This window comes from Pantoea sp. JV6 (genome assembly GCF_025910055.1).
Classification (GTDB): Bacteria; Pseudomonadota; Gammaproteobacteria; order Enterobacterales; family Enterobacteriaceae; genus Pantoea; species Pantoea agglomerans.
Map to the genome: position 1 here is coordinate 308,889 of NZ_JAPCIM010000012.1, position 17,551 is coordinate 326,439.

General features: G+C 55.2%; 18 protein-coding genes. 4 read left to right on the forward strand and 14 right to left on the reverse strand.

Features of this window, described 5'->3' with window-relative positions; translation table 11 throughout:
• Window positions 1-4 precede the first annotated feature (4 nt).
• The 5 genes from potF to OK412_RS11740 all read right to left on the reverse strand — a co-directional run bounded on the left by potF (window position 5) and on the right by OK412_RS11740 (window position 3,982).
• Complete coding sequence (gene potF, locus OK412_RS11720; protein ID WP_264353193.1) at window positions 5-1,114, reverse strand: spermidine/putrescine ABC transporter substrate-binding protein PotF; 1,110 nt, start codon at window positions 1,112-1,114, stop codon at window positions 5-7.
• 387 nt (window positions 1,115-1,501) lie between these two features.
• Window positions 1,502-1,981 carry a YbjN domain-containing protein gene (locus tag OK412_RS11725; protein WP_022625960.1) on the reverse strand — a complete coding sequence of 160 codons (480 nt, stop codon included), beginning with the start codon at window positions 1,979-1,981 and terminating at the stop codon, window positions 1,502-1,504.
• 87 nt (window positions 1,982-2,068) lie between these two features.
• Window positions 2,069-2,971 carry a 30S ribosomal protein S6--L-glutamate ligase gene (gene rimK, locus OK412_RS11730; RefSeq protein ID WP_111533566.1) on the reverse strand — a complete coding sequence of 301 codons (903 nt, stop codon included), beginning with the start codon at window positions 2,969-2,971 and terminating at the stop codon, window positions 2,069-2,071.
• Window positions 2,972-2,991: 20 nt separating this feature from the next.
• Window positions 2,992-3,714 (reverse strand): oxygen-insensitive NADPH nitroreductase, encoded by a 723-nt coding sequence (nfsA, locus tag OK412_RS11735; RefSeq protein ID WP_158149446.1) that lies wholly within the window; start codon window positions 3,712-3,714, stop codon window positions 2,992-2,994.
• Between the two features lie 16 nt (window positions 3,715-3,730).
• Window positions 3,731-3,982: a YbjC family protein gene (locus OK412_RS11740; RefSeq protein ID WP_264353194.1), complete on the reverse strand. Its 252-nt coding sequence runs from the start codon at window positions 3,980-3,982 to the stop codon at window positions 3,731-3,733.
• A gap of 255 nt (window positions 3,983-4,237) precedes the next feature.
• On the opposite strand from OK412_RS11740, the gene OK412_RS11745 reads away from it, so the two are divergent.
• Window positions 4,238-4,501, forward strand: coding sequence for a GrxA family glutaredoxin (locus OK412_RS11745; RefSeq protein ID WP_010254413.1), 264 nt, complete (start codon window positions 4,238-4,240; stop codon window positions 4,499-4,501).
• Between the two features lie 87 nt (window positions 4,502-4,588).
• On the opposite strand, the gene ybjM is transcribed toward OK412_RS11745, so the two are convergent.
• Window positions 4,589-4,954 (reverse strand): inner membrane protein YbjM, encoded by a 366-nt coding sequence (gene ybjM / locus OK412_RS11750; RefSeq protein WP_010254412.1) that lies wholly within the window; start codon window positions 4,952-4,954, stop codon window positions 4,589-4,591.
• 258 nt (window positions 4,955-5,212) lie between these two features.
• Between ybjM and OK412_RS11755 the strand changes: the two genes are divergently transcribed.
• Together OK412_RS11755 and ybjG are read left to right on the forward strand one after the other, a co-directional pair.
• Complete coding sequence (locus tag OK412_RS11755) at window positions 5,213-6,901, forward strand: aspartate:alanine antiporter (RefSeq protein WP_010254410.1); 1,689 nt, start codon at window positions 5,213-5,215, stop codon at window positions 6,899-6,901.
• Window positions 6,902-7,304: 403 nt separating this feature from the next.
• Window positions 7,305-7,910, forward strand: coding sequence for an undecaprenyl-diphosphate phosphatase (gene ybjG, locus OK412_RS11760; protein WP_010254408.1), 606 nt, complete (start codon window positions 7,305-7,307; stop codon window positions 7,908-7,910).
• 222 nt (window positions 7,911-8,132) lie between these two features.
• Here ybjG and OK412_RS11765 read toward each other — a convergent pair whose 3' ends face one another.
• Complete coding sequence (locus OK412_RS11765; protein ID WP_010669738.1) at window positions 8,133-9,335, reverse strand: serine hydrolase; 1,203 nt, start codon at window positions 9,333-9,335, stop codon at window positions 8,133-8,135.
• A gap of 272 nt (window positions 9,336-9,607) precedes the next feature.
• On the opposite strand from OK412_RS11765, the gene OK412_RS11770 reads away from it, so the two are divergent.
• Entirely contained in the window at window positions 9,608-10,264 is a 657-nt protein-coding gene (locus OK412_RS11770; protein WP_022625965.1) for an HAD family hydrolase, read from the forward strand.
• 208 nt (window positions 10,265-10,472) lie between these two features.
• On the opposite strand, the gene OK412_RS11775 is transcribed toward OK412_RS11770, so the two are convergent.
• From OK412_RS11775 to gsiB, 7 genes are all read right to left on the reverse strand, one after another.
• Window positions 10,473-11,609: a PQQ-dependent sugar dehydrogenase gene (locus OK412_RS11775; protein WP_264353195.1), complete on the reverse strand. Its 1,137-nt coding sequence runs from the start codon at window positions 11,607-11,609 to the stop codon at window positions 10,473-10,475.
• A 115-nt stretch (window positions 11,610-11,724) separates the two neighbouring features.
• Complete coding sequence (locus OK412_RS11780) at window positions 11,725-12,384, reverse strand: DUF3313 domain-containing protein (protein WP_022625967.1); 660 nt, start codon at window positions 12,382-12,384, stop codon at window positions 11,725-11,727.
• Between the two features lie 141 nt (window positions 12,385-12,525).
• Complete coding sequence (locus tag OK412_RS11785) at window positions 12,526-13,161, reverse strand: carbonic anhydrase (protein ID WP_010254395.1); 636 nt, start codon at window positions 13,159-13,161, stop codon at window positions 12,526-12,528.
• A gap of 513 nt (window positions 13,162-13,674) precedes the next feature.
• Window positions 13,675-14,124 carry a DUF4385 domain-containing protein gene (locus OK412_RS11790; RefSeq protein WP_010254385.1) on the reverse strand — a complete coding sequence of 150 codons (450 nt, stop codon included), beginning with the start codon at window positions 14,122-14,124 and terminating at the stop codon, window positions 13,675-13,677.
• Window positions 14,121-15,026 (reverse strand): glutathione ABC transporter permease GsiD, encoded by a 906-nt coding sequence (gsiD, locus tag OK412_RS11795; protein WP_031593173.1) that lies wholly within the window; start codon window positions 15,024-15,026, stop codon window positions 14,121-14,123. Before gsiD ends, OK412_RS11790 begins: the two co-directional genes overlap by 4 nt.
• On the reverse strand, window positions 15,023-15,952 hold the full coding sequence (gene gsiC / locus OK412_RS11800) for a glutathione ABC transporter permease GsiC (RefSeq protein ID WP_010254376.1): 930 nt from the start codon (window positions 15,950-15,952) through the stop codon (window positions 15,023-15,025). The genes gsiD and gsiC overlap by 4 nt, the downstream gene beginning before the upstream one ends.
• Before the next feature lie 46 nt (window positions 15,953-15,998).
• Window positions 15,999-17,534 carry a glutathione ABC transporter substrate-binding protein GsiB gene (gene gsiB / locus OK412_RS11805; RefSeq protein ID WP_010669736.1) on the reverse strand — a complete coding sequence of 512 codons (1,536 nt, stop codon included), beginning with the start codon at window positions 17,532-17,534 and terminating at the stop codon, window positions 15,999-16,001.
• Window positions 17,535-17,551 lie beyond the last annotated feature (17 nt).

Here is a 17,551-nt window from a genome sequence, read left to right on the forward strand (position 1 = left end):
CGAATTACTTACCACTTTTTACTTTAGTCCATGCGCGCGTACGCACACGATCCAGTTTAGGATCCTGGACTTTCAGCACAAACAATTTCGACATCGCTTCTGGCGTCGGGAAGATACCCGGGTTGTTGCGGACGTCGGCATTGATCAACGGCAGCGACGCTTTGTTGCCGTTGGCGTAGTTCATTTTGTTGGAGACATCGGCGATCACTTTCGGATCCATGATGTAGTTCAGCCAGGCGTAAGCACCATCGAGGTTTTTCGCATCTTTCGGGATCGCCATCATATCGAAGAAGGCCAGTGCGCCCTCTTTCGGTACGCTGTAGCCCAGATGCACGCCATTTTTCGCCGCATCAGCACGGTTTTTCGCCTGCAGAATATCACCCGACCAGCCAATGGCGACGCAGATATTACCGTTGGCCAGATCGTTGATGTACTGCGACGAATGGAAGTAGCGGATATTCGGACGCAGTTTCAGCAGCAGGTCAGTGGCCGCGCCAGAATACTCTTTAGCATCAGAGGTATTGGGATCTTTGCCCAGGTAGTTGAGCACCGTGGCGAAAATCTCTTCTGGCGCATCCAGGAAGGATACGCCGCAGCTTTTCAGCTTCTCCAGGTTTTCCGGCTTCAGCACCAGATCCCAGCTGTTGACCGGCGCATCGGCGCCCAGTGCGGCCTTGACCTTGTCGACGTTGTAGCCGATACCGGTTGTGCCCCACAGATAAGGAATGGCATATTTATTACCCGGATCGTGCTGCGCCACTTTCTCCATCAGCGCCGGATCGAGGTTTTTGTAGTTAGGCAGTTTGCTCTTATCCAGCGGCTGGAATACCCCGGACTGCAGCTGACGCGCCAGGAAGCTGGAGGATGGCACCACCACATCATAGCCGGTGCTGCCCGCCATCAGTTTGCCTTCCAGGACTTCGTTAGAGTCAAACACATCGTAGACCACTTTGATGCCGGACTGCTTTTCAAAGTTCGGCACGGTATCTGGCGAAATATAATCGGACCAGTTGTAGACGTGCAGCGTTTTATCTTCCGCCATGCTGCTGGCCGATGTGGCCATCAGCGCAGCAGCTACCACAGCTGACAGCCATTTCTGACGTGAGTTGAACATATTTTTCCATCCTCCTGAGCGGGTCATTACAACGCTGCAAACCAGAGATCCCTGCATTGCGTTCTGTACAAGACGTCAGTGACACAATGAATCATTATTCAGCGGGAGTTTAATAGCAAAAACCTATAGCTGAGGCGCAGTTACGCGCCTGTTACAGCCCCGCAAGCATAGCCCCCCCGGTCAGGCTTCACCAGACCCCAGCGTAAAAAACGCCTGAAAGCGATATTTTATGCATGTTTGAGCTATGAGGTTCGGCTTTGATGGCATAAACCACGACTAATATCTGGCGTTAAAGGGCAAAATGCAGAATAAAAAATTATCGCGGCAGCGGATGGCGGGCATAAAAAAGCCGTCTCAGGGACGGCTTAGTGTGTGACCATGTCGGGCTTAGTGCAGCACAGAATGAACGCTGGTCACCGGAACGTGCTCTTCTTCTTCGCCCACGATCAACAGATTGTTGGCAAAGGCTTCCAGGATCACCATGGAGATCTGCTCTTCACTCTGTTTCATAAAGTGCGAGAACTGACCAAAGGTTAACCCGGCGGTGGTAATCATTGACTGACAGACAATGAGTTTCGGCAGATTATCATCCTGAATGTCGATAAATGCTTTCACCGTCAGCGAACTGGCATTGATCTGCGACAAATCGCCAACCAGTGGAATCAGCGCCGTCGGCTTCACTTCAGCCAGCGCCGAAAACAGAATGACGTTGTCGACCAGATCGATTTTGGCGTCAAACACCCCATCGAAGTTTTGCATGTGCGGCAGATGAAGTGCCTGACAGGCATCGCATTCGAACCAGGTGATATTTTGCTGATCCAGCCAGCGACGCAGCAGGTCGATATCCGGAACGACAAGAGAATCCATCGTAAAATCCCAGTGGGGTGATAAACAGGCGACTTAGCTTACGGAAAAATGCGCGACGATGCCATGAAAACCGCTGAAAAGCGCGTGTCAGCCAGCGGTTTTAGGACGGAGCCCGGGGATGGCCTGCTGCTCAATCCGCTCGATCATCAGGGCGGCGATGTTAAGGTCACTGCTGGTTTCAATGCCTTCAAGACCGGGCGAGGCGTTAACTTCCATCACCAGCGGGCCGCGATGGGCGCGCAGAATATCGACGCCCGCCACTTCCAGCCCGAGCGTAGCCGCCGCTTTCACGGCGATCTGGCGCTCCTGTTGCGTAATGACGACGGGATAAGCTTTGCCGCCGCGATGCAGATTAGAGCGGAAGTCGCCCTCTTTCGCCACCCGCTCAATCGCTGCCACCACCTGATTGCCAATCACCAGACAGCGAACATCACGACCCTGCGCTTCTTTAATAAACTCCTGCACCAGAATATGAGCATTCAGGCCGCGAAAGGCATCGATAACGCTTTCTGCCGCCTGCCGCGTTTCCGCCAGCACCACGCCAATGCCCTGGGTACCTTCCACCAGCTTGACCACCAGCGGCGCACCGCCGACAAGGGCGATCAGATCAGCGGTGTCATCGGGTGAGGAGGCAAAGCCGGTGACCGGCATGTCGATGCCTTCCCGTGCCAGCAGCTGCAGCGAGCGCAATTTGTCACGGGTGCGGGTAATGGCGGCGGACTCATTCAGCGGATAGCTGCCGCACATCTCAAACTGTCGCAGCACGGCCGTGCCATAAAAGGTAATAGGATTGCCGATGCGCGGGATAACCGCATCAAAATGGCCCAGCGGTTCACCACAGTAGTGAACCGCCGGTGAGGCGGGATTAATATTCATATAGCAGGAGAGCGGATCGATGATCCGGACCTGGTGGCCGCGTGCGGCGGCCTCCTCACGCAGTCGCCGACTGGAGTAGAGCGTCTCATCACGTGACAGGATAGCTATCTTCATCGCTGCTCTCCCTTACTGGCTTAACGCGTGGCCCAGCCCTGCTGATGCAGATAATCGAGCATAAACGGACGCGTCTCTTTAATGATCAGGCGCTGGATCAGCTCACTCCAGGTTTCGCTGCGCTGGTTGCTGCCGCGCTGCTGATAATAGAGTTCTGTGCGGCTATCGTATTCGGCCAGTACCGCCGGATCCAGCGGCTGATAGCGGTTCTCATGCACCAGCATCGCATGCGGCATACGCGGTTTGACGTCCGGCTTTGACTCCGGATGACCCAGGCAAAAACCAAACAGCGGCAGGACAAATTTCGGCAGGCCCAGCAGTTCTGTCACTTCCGCGATGCTGTTACGGATTCCGCCGATAAAGACGCCGCCCAGATCCAGCGATTCCGCTGCGACCATAGCATTCTGCCCCATCAGCGCGGTATCGACGCAGCCCAGCAACAACTGCTCGGCACGACCCAGCTGCGCATCAGGGCAAATCTGCAGATGGCGATTAAAGTCAGCGCAGAAGATCCAGAACTCAGGCGCATCCGCGACCCAAGTCTGTCCGCCCGTCAGCGTCACCAGCTTGTCACGCAGGGCTTTGTCGGTGATACGGATAATGGAAGAACACTGTAAAAAACTGGATGTGGACGCCGATTGCGCCGCAGTAATAATCGCTTCACGCTGTGCTTCGCTGACCGGCTGGTCAGTAAAGGCGCGGATTGAACGATGGCTGCACAGTAAATCAATGGTCGGTGTCATAAAGTCTCCAGCAATATTATCTTTTTTTGTCAGTTTGATTAAACAGCTGTGGTGCTATCGCTTTCGCGGTGCGCCACATTAACAGCCAGGCAGCAGGCAGCATCAGAACCACGCCAGCAATAAACAGCAAAGTGGCCAGCGTTTTTACATCCGCCTTGTCTGGTAGCGGAAGCCAGTGGTTGATCAGCAGCAGCGCGGCCACGATTAACAGGCCGCCAGCCGCCTCCAGCACCACCACAAACCGGGGTAATCTGGCTACACTCTGCATGATATCCTCCTGCCTTAGCGGCTGACTGAGCGTCAATTATGGTCAACAACCCAAAAATTGCGCGAGATACACGGGCTGCCGGCGCGAAAAAGCCTCTGATTCAGAGGCTTCCTGACCGGGCAGCGATAGCGTGCGGGCATCAGACTAACAGGCAAATCCTGCTTTCCTTAAGCGATACGAGCGGGCATCATGGTTGCCATTCTCTTTTTCATTGTGTGATACACATCACATAATAGTCGCTGCAAGGAGTTCTCAATGATTGCTGTTATTTTTGGTCGTCCGGGCTGTCCCTACTGTGTGCGTGCCCATGAACTGGCCGACAAACTAACCGCTGAACGTGATGATTTTAGCTACCAGTATGTCGATATTAACGCAGAAGGCATTACTAAAGCCGACCTGGAAGCGAGCGCCGGTAAACCGGTCAGCACCGTGCCACAGATTTTCGTCGACGAAAAACATATCGGTGGCTACACCGAGTTTGCGGCCTGGACCAAAGAGAATCTGGGATTTGCCGCGTAAGCGCTGATAGCCGGAATGAAAAAGGCGAGCCAGGTTTTCCTGTCTCGCCTTTTTGCGCTCTGCCTGACACCCACCGCCCAAAGCTGTTTAATTGAGTGAGGCCATCACTATCTGCATCAACCGTACCAGCAAGGCCCCGCAGCCTGCCCAGAACAGCGCGCTGAGGCTCCATGCGACCACAAAAAGTGCATTGCTGTGGATAAACAGGCTGCTGTTTAACAGCAGTGCTGCCAGTAACGTTCCCCACAGCCCCATCAGCAGGGTACTTTTTAACGGGCTCTCCACCTGCACCAATGCCATCACAATACCGGGCAACATAAAGAGCAGTAATTCGGGCTGACCACGAAGCGGGCCGGGACCGACCTGCCAGAAATGACAGGTAAAGACAAACACCAGACTATACAACACCACGCCGCACAGGCGGGTAGTCCAGAGATAAGAACGCTGCGGCATACCACCCCACTGATTAAAAGTAACCCCGACAATAACCTGCTGATAACCCTGATGCGTTCAGATGGAAATAAAAAGAAACAGTTCGCTGTGGCAACGAATGAAAACAGCCAATGGCTGTGAAAGATATTTGTGATTAGAATAGCGCCGCGGTAAAGGTTCCATTTGCAGTACTGATACAACAGCACCTCAACGGCCTGCTCACGATAGCGAAAAACAGGCTACTCTTCAATAGGTTACATGTAAACAAGAAGTTAAACAGTGAATATTAACGTCGCAGGATTGTTAAGCGGAAATGACATTTTGTTATTGTTTGTCGTTTTAGCGCTCGGCCTCTGTCTGGGTAAGTTGCGTCTGGGCTCGGTTCAGCTGGGAAATTCGATTGGCGTATTAGTGGTTTCGCTCTTATTAGGCCAGCAGCACTTTACGATCAATACCGATGCATTGAGTCTGGGCTTTATGCTGTTTATTTTTTGTGTCGGCGTCGAAGCCGGTCCCAACTTTTTTTCCATTTTCTTTCGCGACGGCAAAAACTATTTCATGCTCGCCATCGTCATGGTGGTCAGCGCACTGTTGCTGGCGCTGGGACTGGGCAAACTCTTTGGCTGGGATATCGGTCTCACCGCCGGCATGCTGGCCGGGTCGATGACCTCAACGCCGGTGCTGGTCGGAGCGGGCGATACCCTGCGGCAAAGCATCAGCGATCCGAAACAGCTTGGACTGATGCAGGATCAGCTGAGCCTCGGTTATGCCGTGACCTATCTGATAGGCCTGGTCAGTCTGATTTTCGGCGCACGTTATCTGCCCCGTCTGCAACATCAGGATCTGCCCACCTGCGCCCAGCAGATCGCCCGGGAACGCGGTCTGGATGCGGACAGCCAGCGCAAAGTTTTCCTGCCGGTGATCCGCGCCTATCGCGTCGGTCCGGAACTGGTGGCATGGAGCGGCGGCAAAAACCTGCGCGAACTGGGTATCTATCGTCAGACCGGTTGCTACATTGAGCGCATCCGCCGCAACGGTATTCTCGCCAGTCCCGATGGCGATGCGGTGTTACAGCTCGGTGATGATATCTCGCTGGTGGGCTATCCCGATGCTCACGCCCGGCTCGACCCCAGCTTCCGCAACGGCAAAGAGGTTTTTGACCGCGACCTGCTGGATATGCGTATCGTCACTGAAGAGATCGTGGTGAAAAACCACAATGCGGTAAACAAACGCCTCAGCAAGTTAAACCTCACCGATCACGGCTGCTTCCTGAACCGGGTGATACGCAGTCAGATTGAGATGCCGATCGATGACAGTATCATGCTGAACAAAGGTGATGTGCTGCAGGTCAGCGGCGAGGCACGACGGGTCAAAAGCGTGGCGGATCGCATTGGCTTTATCGCGATTCACAGTCAGATGACCGATCTTTTAGCCTTCTGCGCCTTCTTTATCGTGGGTCTGATGATTGGTCTGATCACCTTCCAGTTCAGCAATTTCAGTTTTGGTATTGGTAACGCCGCGGGCCTGCTGTTCGCCGGTATCATGCTCGGCTTCCTGCGCGCCAACCATCCAACCTTTGGTTATATTCCGCAGGGCGCGCTCACTATGGTGAAAGAGTTCGGTCTGATGGTGTTTATGGCGGGAGTGGGATTGAGTGCCGGTAGCGGCATTAATCACGGCCTGAGCAGCGATGGTGCGCTGATGCTGCTGTGCGGCCTGCTGGTCAGCCTGATTCCGGTGATCATCTGCTATCTGTTTGGTGCTTATGTGTTGCGGATGAACCGCGCCCTGCTGTTTGGCGCCATCATGGGCGCACGTACCTGCGCACCGGCCATGGAGATCATCAGTGATACGGCACGCAGCAATATTCCGGCGCTGGGCTATGCCGGAACCTATGCCATCGCCAACGTGTTGCTGACGCTGGCGGGAACGCTGATTGTGATTATCTGGCCGATATTGCCCCTATAAAATTTTTTTGCCTGCGTCCAGAACTTTATTGTTAAGGGATAGTCATAATAAGTGCCACTGCTTTTCTTTGAAATCCCCAAATTGTGGAGCCCGCTGGTCTTTTTCCCGGCGGGTTTTTTTATGCCTTTTTTTCGTCCCTGCCCGTCATTCCCCCCTGATTCGCAACTGCATGTGTCATAAAACTTAAACCGTTACACAACTCAACGGCAGATTAAGAGCCTTTCTATAGACGAACAAAACGGTAAAAAGCAGGATAGACCGCTGTTTAGTTAGCAATTTGTGCTGGCTGATTGGGTGAGCGTGCTGTCGCTGACCGTTTTTTTTGCCGCTGTTATCGGGCCGGGCTGGCGGGATGCTGCCAGCTGCCGTTAACCGGACTGTCTGCTGAGGAATTTATCCCGAAATGGAAGAGTTGAACCATTCACTGTTTACTGCCATTAATGCCACACCGGCTTCACCCGCCTGGTTACTGCAGCTGGCGACGTTTTTTGCCAAAGATCTGATCGCCATCGTGCCGCTGTTAATCGTAGCGATGTGGCTCTGGGGACCGCGCGATCAGGTTTCTTCGCAGCGGGTGCTGGTACTGAAAACCGGTATGGCGCTGATCTATGCGCTGGCGATCTCCTGGTCTGTGGGCCAGCTGTTGCCGCATCCCCGCCCTTTCGCTATCGGTTTTGGTTATCAGTTCCTGCATCACGCCGCCGATGACTCCTATCCCAGCGATCACGGCACCACGATCTTCACCTTTGCACTGGCCTTTATCTTCTGGCATCGCCTCTGGTCAGGTGTGGTTCTGATGGTGGCCGGTTGCGCTATTGCCTGGTCGCGGGTCTACCTTGGCGTTCACTGGCCAATGGATATGCTGGGCGGGTTCCTGGTGGGGCTGCTGAGCTGTCTGGCTTCGCATCTGGCGTGGCAGTTCTATGGCGAGCGGATGCTGGCGGTAATCAATCCACTCTATCGGTCGCTATTTGCCGTGCCGATTCGCAAAGGCTGGACGCAGGATTAAGAAAAGGACGCGTTAGCGTCCCCAGCACTGTGGCAAACCCGGATTTACCGCAGCGAATAAGCTTAAAGCGCAGGGAACAGGGTCAGAGGAGGAAAGCGTCCCGCGCCAGGGACGGCGCGGGCCGAGCGTGTCATGGATGACGGATTTTGCGTCTTTCCGATCTGACCCTGTTCCCTGTGCAGGCTCGGGCTCAACGCAGTACGAGCCTGCGTCCCTGCTTACTTATGAAAACCACTTCCCGAACCAGCCATTGAATTTCATCATCACGAAATCAAACATCCGGCTGAAGAACCCGCCTTCCGGCACATCCTGCATCACCACCAGCGGCCGCTGCTCAATCGTTTTCCCGTCCAGCTGGAAATCGATGGTGCCGACCACCTGATTCTTCTTCAGCGGGGCTTCCAGCTGCGGCGTAGTGAGTCTGAAACTCGCCTTCAGATTCTTCATCTGCCCTTTAGGGATGGTCAGCGCAGCATCTTTCGCCACGCCCAGATTGACCTGGCTGCGATCACCAAACCAGACCCGCTGCTGCGCAAACGGCGCATCCGCTTTAATCGGCGTAACCGTTTCAAAGAAACGGAAGCCCCATGTCAGCAGCTTTTCACTTTCGCGGAAACGAATCGCATCGCTGGCGGTGCCCAGCACCACCGAGATTAGACGCATATCCCCTTCGGTTGCTGAAGCGACCAGATTATTCCCCGCGCCTGAGGTGTGGCCGGTTTTGACGCCATCAACCTTGAGATTGGTGCTCCACAACAGGCGGTTGCGGTTGATCTGGCGAATATTATTGAAGGTAAACTCTTTCTCTTTATTCAGCGCGTACTCTTCGGGCACATCGCGGATCAGCGCCTGAGCAATCAGCGCCATATCACGCGCGGTGCTGTACTGCCCTTCTGCATCCAGACCGTGTACCGTCATAAAGTGGGTATTCTGCAGTCCCAGCGCCTTCACGTAGTTGTTCATCAGGCCGATAAACGAATCCTGACTGCCCGCCACATAATCCGCCAGCGCAATACAGGCGTCATTGCCGGACTGGATCACGATCCCCTTATTCAGCTCATGCACCGGAATACGATCGCCCGGCTTGAGGAACATCAGCGACGAGCCGCGCAGCTTAGGATTGCCGGTAGCCCAGGCATCCTGTCCGACGGTAACCAGGTCATCCGGCTTGATTTTCCCCGCTTTAATCGCCTGACCCACAACATAGCTGGTCATCATTTTAGTCAGACTGGCGGGGTCGAGGCGCTGATCGGCACTGGATTCGGTTAACACCTTACCGCTGGCGTAGTCGATCAGAATCCACGCTTTAGCATCAATGCCTGGCGCGGCGGGAGCCTGCTCAGCAAAAACGCTGACGGGGGCAAGAATCAGTAATGAAGTGGCAGCAAGGTGCCGCAGGCGAGATGTGAAGCGAGTGTTTGTCATGGGCTTGGCCGGATTGTCCTTGTTAAATCGAAATTCCAGGGGCAGAAAATTCTCACTCAAACGCTAACCCTTGACGGCAGCGAAAAAAACCGTCGAATCGTAAAGTTTTTTAGAGTTTAGTAGAGTAACCCTGGCATAAGTGCCGCGCGCGTGCCGCTTTTCCCCGATTCTGTCGCTATGAAAACTGCGTGAAATTCCGATTTTTCGCAGAAGAGTTAAGCCCGTCACAAATATCAGTTAACCTGAACGCCAGTCAGCCGAGGAGACCGACCATGGACTTAGCCCTTTTTGATCTGGATGAAACACTCATTTGTGAAGACAGCACCAGCCTGTGGCTGCGCTGGCTGGTATCACAGGGATTCGCCCCCAGTGAACTGATTGATCAGGAACAGGCATTAATGAGCCAGTACTATGCCGGTACGCTGTCGATTGAAGAGTATATGAATAAAACACTCTCCCCCCTGGCGGGCATGGCCACGCTTACCGTTGAAGGCTGGGTGCGCCGCTTCATTCACCGCGACATCATGCCACGCGTTTATCCTGCAGCCCGCGAGCGGATTGAGTGGCACCGGGCGCGTGGCGACAAGGTCATGATCATCTCCGCCAGCGGCGAGCATCTGGTGGTGCCGATTGCAGAGAAGCTGGGTGCCTGCGGCGCGCTGGCGATTGGCGTTGAAATCGTGGACGAGCGCTACAGCGGCAACACTTACGGCACCATGACCTATAAAGAGGGTAAAGTCACCCGACTGGGTGACTGGAAAGCGCTGCAGCAGGACGAGGCCTTTGACCGCACCTGGGCCTACAGCGATTCGATGAACGACCTGCCGCTACTGGAACAGGCCGATCATGCCCATGTCATCAACCCTGACGAACAGTTACACAAGGAAGCGTTAAACCGCGGCTGGCAGGTTTATCACTGGGCGCGCTGACTCCGAGCTTATTCCATCAGGCGTAACTGTTGCTAGCAGCCTGGACACGGACAGCGCGGCACAATCCGTAGTACACGTAGTCCGTGAGGATTACTCGCTGCGCTCGCCCCTTCAGGGCCGCCCTGACGGGCGTTCAGGTTGCTAAAGCAGCCTGTGTGAGCACTGCCCAGGCCCAGACTGACACATAAAATAGCCCGGGGACAGGCTCTTAGCCGCGGGACGCACCAGCGTCCTGCGCTAATCCCACTTTCAGCAGCTTGCCATTGGCCTCATCGGTCAGCACATAGAGCCAGCCATCCGGCCCCTGACGCACATCGCGAATGCGCGCCTTCTGATCGTCCAGCAGACGCTGCTCTTCCACCACTTTCTCGCCGTTGATACTCAGACGAATCAGGTTTTTCTCTTTCAGAGCGCCGATAAACAGCGAGTTTTTCCACTGCGGAAAACGGGCGCTATTGTAGAACGCCATGCCGCTGATGGCCGGAGAATCCTTCCAGTGATAAAGCGGCGGTTCGGTACCCGCAACCTGTGTGCCTTGTGACTCCGGCACTTTGTCACCGCTATAGTCGATGCCGTAGGTTGCCAGCGGCCAGCCGTAATTCTTGCCCCGCTCCATGATATTCACTTCATCGCCGCCGCGCGGGCCATGTTCATTTTCCCATATCTTGCCGGTCCAGGGGTTAAGCGCCAGCCCCTGCGGATTACGCAAACCAAAGGCCCAGATCTCTGGCCGTGCGCCGCGCTGTTTCGCAAACGGGTTATCGTCCGGCACGCTGCCATCGGCGTTGAGCCGCAGCAGTTTGCCCTGCAGCTTATCGAGATCCTGCGCAGCGCTGCTGGCAAAGTTATCGCCGAAGGCGATCCAGAGATAGCCCTGGGTATCAAACGCCAGCCGGGTACCGATGTTGTTGCCGCTGGAGAGCATCGGCGTCTGCCGAATCACCTCGCGGAAATCGCTGAGTTGCCGGTTATCCTTGCTCAGCGTGCCCACGCCTACCACCGCGCCCGCTTTGCCACTGCTGTTCGCTTCGGTATAGCTAAGCCAGACGCGACGACTGGTGGCAAAATCGGGTGCCAGCACCACGTCCAGCAGGCCACTCTGCCGTTCTGCCCAGACCTTTGGCACGCCCTGGATCGGCTGCGACAGGCCGCTCTCCGGGCTCCAGCTGCGCAGTTGTCCGCTACGTTCGGTAATCAGCAGCGTTTTGTTATCGGGCAGGAAGGCGACGGACCATGGATGTTGTAACTTATCCTGTAATACCTCGACCTTTACGTCGGCGGCAAACAGGGGGGCGGTACAAAACAGGGAGCCACTTAGCAACAAGGTAGTTGAGAAACGGGCCATAACGATCTCCTGACGGAATAGAATGCCCTTAAGCGTAGTCAGCCCCTCTGCAATGATGTTGAGGATTTACAAAAGATTAATCAGGGCGACAGCGCTCTGCTGTCGCCCGTCAGAGTCAGGGCGCGTTAAAACTTACCGTGTCACGCACCATCGTATCGATACCAGGCTTCAGCTCGTCAAAGGTGATCGGCGTATTGCTGTTACTGACCGTTTTGCCAAAGGCTTTGCGAACCACCCGGATCATCGGTTTGCCCGTCACCGCATCGCTGGCTTCTATTTCCAGAAACAGTTCGCTGTTCTGAGTACGATGCCCTGACGCCGCCATGGTGCTGGCAACGACCGCGGCAACCGGTACCACTTCATAAAACTGCACGCCCTGATTTTCTGCTGACACGGCGGTAATGGCGGCCCTTACCTTCAGAGTATGCGGCGTAGCCTGATTCACCAGCGGCAGGCGGGTGGCTATCGCGCCTTTTAGCTGGATCTCGGTGTAACTGAGCACCTGATCCAGCGTTTGCTGAGTGACGCGTGGCGTGGGGTGCGCCGCCGGGTAGTAGATCAGCGATGTATAAAGCACATCTTTATAATGGCTGCTTTGATAATCGGGTGAAATCCAGCGCAGAGTCGGTTCACCACTGGCTGACGACGTCGGTTGCAACTGGCTGTAATCGCTTAAAAAACCTGAATATTGCTGCTTATCAGCAACATGAGAAGTACAACCACTGAGCAGCACGGCAGAGACCGCCAGAAGAGCAGCAACGGAAGTTTTACGCATCATCAACTCGCTTGTATCAGGAAGGTTTAAGCAAGCATAGATAAGCCAGAGGGGAAATGCAGAATAACAGAGGCGATTTAACGCTGTTATGCAGAATAAATAGCAGGAAAACCCGCTGCAGAGCACAGCGGGCGAAAAAGATTACTCAAAGCAGGTATCAGGATTCTCAGACAGGGTGATGAACTGTTTGCCACCCTGGGTCAGCGCCATAATGGTGCCGCTTTCGATATCGTAAACCCAGCCGTGCAGACGCAGCTTACCGTTACGCAGCGCGACGGAGACGGAAGGATGGGTTTTCATGTTGTTCAGCTGGGCGATGACGTTCTCTTTGACCATCTCGTTCAGCTTCTTCTCTGGCGAGTCATACTCACGCTGCTCAACCACCGCTTTTGCCGCATCGGCATAGCGCAGCCAGTGCTCAACCGCAGGCATGGTATCCATGCAGGCGCAGGAGGCGATGGCGTTCATGGCACCACAGTTAGAGTGACCACAGATGATGATGTCGGAGACGCCCAGCGCGACCACCGCATATTCGATAGTGGCGGAGACACCGCCTGGCTCCGGGCCGAATGAGGGAACGATGTTGCCCGCATTGCGGATAACGAACAGCTCTCCTGGCTCCTGCTGCGTCACCAGTTCAGGCACCAGACGGCTATCTGAACAGGAGATGAACAGCGCTTTCGGATTTTGATTTGATGCCAGGCTTTTGAAAAGATCCTTCCTTTCAGGAAACACATTCTGCTGGAAATTCAGAAATCCGTTGATGATCTCTTTCATTATTTAGCTCTCACATTATCCATTTCATTACCTGAGGGGCATAGCCCCCTCAGTGGGGTTTGCCCGTTTATTATTAATGAAAACAAGTGAATATCAACCCGCCTTTTACCGGATGCTCTAAACAGCGGCCACTGTCAGCGTTTCGCTTGTTCATCAGTCAGAGGCTCCGCAGCCAATTTCTTTTTATAGCACGGGAAGTTATTGGAAAAAGCACGGTTTGAACCGCCCGTTTTTTTGCCTGTGCTGTGGATCGGCTTTTACGCGTTTTTTCACTACTTTACGCCCCCGGCTCGCCAGCAGAAAAGGTTTCTCTTCTGCTGCTGTCTGACTTTATCTGGCAAGCGTGGCGGGCTATGGCGTTTTAGGGCATGGGGAAACGGTTGCGCATCTGGCAGCACGGGCGCTGCAGCAGAACCGTTGCAGACAAGGAATGAGGGATAAGAGAGAGCAGGACGGGTTCATTAAAACAACCCCGGCAGGGGTTAGCGGCTGCCGGGAGAGCAGGATTAACGCTTAGCCATACTGCTGCTGATGCGCTTTTTTACGTCGCAGATAGTCTTCATCTGCACGAAGTTTGTCCCAGTAGCCTTTGAAAACAGCCGCCGCCGCGGCTTTTTCCTCGTTGACGCCGCGCGGCAGCTCCTTGCCATCCGCATCATATTTGCGTCCGCCCTTGTGGTTGCTGTAACGGCGCGCACGGGTATACCCCATCTGAATAAATTTGCGCGCCATATCCATGCCGACAAAATCGTCTTTGCGCCGATACTCCTCAAACAGCGCCATGATTTTCTCAGCCGACTCTTCAGCAATGGGAACGGTACGAAAACGCCAGTGTGGCAGTATTTCGCCTTTATAAGGCTCGACCATCAGCACGCCCTGCTCACCACGCCCGACCTGATAAAGCTCGGGGTGCTGGCGGAAGTCGATAGTGCTGAAGTCCTGATCATAATCGAAAGGTTTCATCTCTTTAGTTTAGGATCAAGTGCGTCGCGCAGCCCGTCTCCGAGTAAATTAAATGCCAGAACGGTGAGGAAGATGGCCAGGCTGGGGAAAATTGCCACGTGAGGCGCGATAACCATGTCGGCCCGCGCCTCATTCAGCATTGCACCCCACTCCGGCGTAGGCGGTTGTGCGCCCAGCCCCAGAAATGACAGGCTGGCCGCGGTAATGATTGAGGTACCGACCCGCATGGTGAAATAGACCACAATCGGCGATACCGTGCCGGGCAGGATATGCCGCATCAGGATAGTCCAGTCAGAAGCGCCGATGCTGCGTGCCGACTCAATATAGGTCTGATGCTTCAGCACCAGCGTATTGCCGCGAACCAGCCGGGCAAAAGCCGGGATACTGAAGATAGCGACTGCCACAATCACATTACTCATGCCGCTGCCCATAATCGCCACCACCGCAATCGCCAGCAGAATGCCGGGAAAGGCAAACAGCACATCGCAGATACGCATGGTGATGCGGTCCCACCAGCCTTCGTAATAGCCGGCTAACAGACCAAAGAATGTGCCGATCAGCGCGCCGATCACTACCGAAAAGAAGCCCGCAATCAGGGAAATCCGCGTGCCGACCAGCACCCGACTGAAAATGTCACGCCCCAGCGAATCGACGCCAAACAGATGCATCAGCGAGGGGCCTTCGTTGAGCCGGTCATAATCGAAGTAGTTCTCTGCGTCGAACGGCGCAATCCACGGGGCGATAACCGCCAGCACAATCAGTACCAGCACAAACAGCCCGGCCAGCAGCGCCACCGGCTGTCCTCTGAAACGCCGCCAGAATTCACGCCACGGCGTTCGCACCCGATTCTCCGCAATCAGCGGCATCGTTTTCAGTGCCGCTTCGCGTCGCCAGTTTTTCATCGCGACTCCTTAAAGCGAATAGCGGGATTAATCACCGCATAGAGCATGTCGACAAACAGGTTGATCAGAATAAACTCCAGTGAAAACAGCAAAACTTCCGCCTGAATAACCGGGTAGTCGCGCATCGCCACGGAATCGACCAGCAGTCGCCCCAGGCCCGGCCAGTTAAACACCACCTCGACCACGATCGATCCGCCCAGCAGGAAACCAAACTGCAGCCCCATCATCGTCACCACCGGGATCATGGCGTTGCGCAGGCCATGCTTCACCACCACCAGCGACTCGCGCACCCCTTTGGCCCGGGCGGTCCGCATATAATCTTCCTGCATCACCTCCACGAATGAGGCGCGGGTAAAGCGCGCCATCACCGCCGCCACCGCCGCGCCCAGGGTGATGGAGGGCAGAATGTAATGTTTCCAGCTCTCTGCACCGACGGTTGGCAGCCATCCCAGCTCCACCGAGAAGACCTGCATCAGCAGCATGCCCAGCGCAAAGGCGGGAAACGAAATGCCCGACACCGCCAGGGTCATCCCCAGTCGATCGGGCCAGCGATTGCGCCAGACAGCGGAAACGATGCCGATGGCCATGCCAAAAATCACTGCCCAGATCATGCTGACCAGCGTCAGCCACAAAGTTGGCATAAAGCGTGAGGCGATCTCCTCCGCGACCGGCCGCTTCGAGACCATCGACTGGCCGAAATCGCCCTGCAGCGCATTCAGCATAAAGTGCCAGAACTGCTGCGGCAGCGGCAGGTCGAGTCCCAGCTCCTGACGCACCAGCGCCACCACCGAGGCATCGGCTTCCGGCCCGGCGATCAGACGCGCCGGGTCGCCCGGCAGCAGGTGAACAAACAGGAACACCAGCACCGCCACAATCAGCAGCGTGGGGATCAGCCCAAAGAGTCGTTTGAGAAAATAGTTAAACATGCAACATCCTGCAGCTGCGGCCAGCCTCGCGGGCTGGCCTGCTCCGTTACTTCAGAGTTGCCTCATCGAAATTGAATGAGGTATCGGGCATCACATAAAAACCGCTGAGGTTTTTGCTGTTGGCAGAAACCAGCTGCTCAACTACCAGTGGGATCCATGGGTGATCCTGCCAGATGGTATCCTGCGCATCTTTGTAGAGACGCGCTTTCTCGGCACGATCGGTGGTTTTCAGCGCATCAGCCAGATCTTTATCGACCTTAGGATTGCTGTAAAACGCGGTATTGAAGATCGCCGGTGGCCAGGCCGTAGTAGCAAACAGTGGCGTCAGCGCCCAGTCCGCTTCGCCGGTTGAGGCGGACCAGCCGGTATAGAACATGCGCACGCCGCTCTCTTTCTGGCCCTTGCCTTCTACTTCAGCGGCACGCTGACCCGCATCCATCGCCGTAACTTTAACTTTCACGCCAACCTGCGCCAGCTGCTGCTGGGTGAACTGCAACACTTTCTGCGCGGTGCTGTGGTTGTGTGACGACCAGAGCGTGGTTTCAAACCCGTTCGGGTAACCCGCCTCTTTCAGCAGGGCTTTCGCTTTGGCTGGATCGTAGCTGATGGCCGGATAGGTCTGAGCGAAGTCGATGGTGGGCGGCACGATGCCGGTAGCAGGCGTGGCGTAACCGGAGAACGCCACTTTCGCCAGCGCCTGACGGTTGATGGCATATTCCAGCGCTTCACGCACCTTCGGATTATCGAACGGCTTCTGAGTGACGTTAAGGCTGATGTAACGCTGCATAATCGATGGCGTCGTTACCACAGCAAGCTTGCTGTTCTTCTCCAGCAGTTTTGCCTGCTCATAGGGCACCGGGAAAGCAAAGTTCGCTTCGCCGGTCTGCAGCATCGCCGCGCGGGTGTTGTTATCCACCACCGGTCGCCAGGTAATGCTGTCCAGCTTCGGATAGCCCGGCTTCCAGTAGCCGTCCCACTTCTTCACCTTCACAAAATCGGTCTGGTTCCAGGTTTCAAACACAAACGGGCCGGTTCCTACCGGATGGAAACCGATCTCTTTGCCATATTTTTTCAGCGCGGTAGGCGAAATCATCGCTGCCGCCGGATGGGCCAGGATGTTGATAAAGGCGGAGAACGGCTCTTTCAGCGTCACTTTCACCGTAGTCGGATCCACCACTTCGGTGCTGGCAATATGTTTAAACAGGTTGTAGCGCTTGAGATGGTTATCCGGGTTGCTGGCACGATCGAGGTTGACCTTTACCGCTTCCGCATTGAAGTCAGTGCCATCCTGGAATTTAACCCCGGAACGCAGCTTGATGGTGTAGGTCAGGCCGTCGGCGCTGGCCTGATAGCTCTCAGCCAGCACGTTAGTGAGCTTCATCTCTTTATCAAAGCCAAACAGGCCCTGATAGAAGGATTTGGCGACCGCCTGCGACAGCGTGTCGTTGGCGTCATAGGGATCGAGAGTGGTGAAGTTGGACGCGACGGCAATCACCGCATCCTGTGCTGCCCAGGCGGGCAATGCCATTGCGCTGCTTAACACGCCAGCCGCCAGTAACCCTTTACGCATCGTAATCTGCATCTTGTTCTCCTGTAATC

Excerpts from the sequence above, each read along its gene's own strand:
- potF (WP_264353193.1), bottom strand. The coding sequence starts at position 1,114 with ATGTTCAACTCACGTCAGAAATGGCTGTCAGCTGTGGTAGCTGCTGCG.
- OK412_RS11725 (WP_022625960.1), bottom strand. The coding sequence starts at position 1,981 with ATGGATTCTCTTGTCGTTCCGGATATCGACCTGCTGCGTCGCTGGCTG.
- rimK (WP_111533566.1), bottom strand. The coding sequence starts at position 2,971 with ATGAAGATAGCTATCCTGTCACGTGATGAGACGCTCTACTCCAGTCGG.
- nfsA (WP_158149446.1), bottom strand. The coding sequence starts at position 3,714 with ATGACACCGACCATTGATTTACTGTGCAGCCATCGTTCAATCCGCGCC.
- OK412_RS11740 (WP_264353194.1), bottom strand. The coding sequence starts at position 3,982 with ATGCAGAGTGTAGCCAGATTACCCCGGTTTGTGGTGGTGCTGGAGGCG.
- OK412_RS11745 (WP_010254413.1), top strand. The coding sequence starts at position 4,238 with ATGATTGCTGTTATTTTTGGTCGTCCGGGCTGTCCCTACTGTGTGCGT.
- ybjM (WP_010254412.1), bottom strand. The coding sequence starts at position 4,954 with ATGCCGCAGCGTTCTTATCTCTGGACTACCCGCCTGTGCGGCGTGGTG.
- ybjG (WP_010254408.1), top strand. The coding sequence starts at position 7,305 with ATGGAAGAGTTGAACCATTCACTGTTTACTGCCATTAATGCCACACCG.
- OK412_RS11765 (WP_010669738.1), bottom strand. The coding sequence starts at position 9,335 with ATGACAAACACTCGCTTCACATCTCGCCTGCGGCACCTTGCTGCCACT.
- OK412_RS11770 (WP_022625965.1), top strand. The coding sequence starts at position 9,608 with ATGGACTTAGCCCTTTTTGATCTGGATGAAACACTCATTTGTGAAGAC.
- OK412_RS11775 (WP_264353195.1), bottom strand. The coding sequence starts at position 11,609 with ATGGCCCGTTTCTCAACTACCTTGTTGCTAAGTGGCTCCCTGTTTTGT.
- OK412_RS11780 (WP_022625967.1), bottom strand. The coding sequence starts at position 12,384 with ATGCGTAAAACTTCCGTTGCTGCTCTTCTGGCGGTCTCTGCCGTGCTG.
- OK412_RS11785 (WP_010254395.1), bottom strand. The coding sequence starts at position 13,161 with ATGAAAGAGATCATCAACGGATTTCTGAATTTCCAGCAGAATGTGTTT.
- OK412_RS11790 (WP_010254385.1), bottom strand. The coding sequence starts at position 14,124 with ATGAAACCTTTCGATTATGATCAGGACTTCAGCACTATCGACTTCCGC.
- gsiD (WP_031593173.1), bottom strand. The coding sequence starts at position 15,026 with ATGAAAAACTGGCGACGCGAAGCGGCACTGAAAACGATGCCGCTGATT.
- gsiC (WP_010254376.1), bottom strand. The coding sequence starts at position 15,952 with ATGTTTAACTATTTTCTCAAACGACTCTTTGGGCTGATCCCCACGCTG.
- gsiB (WP_010669736.1), bottom strand. The coding sequence starts at position 17,534 with ATGCAGATTACGATGCGTAAAGGGTTACTGGCGGCTGGCGTGTTAAGC.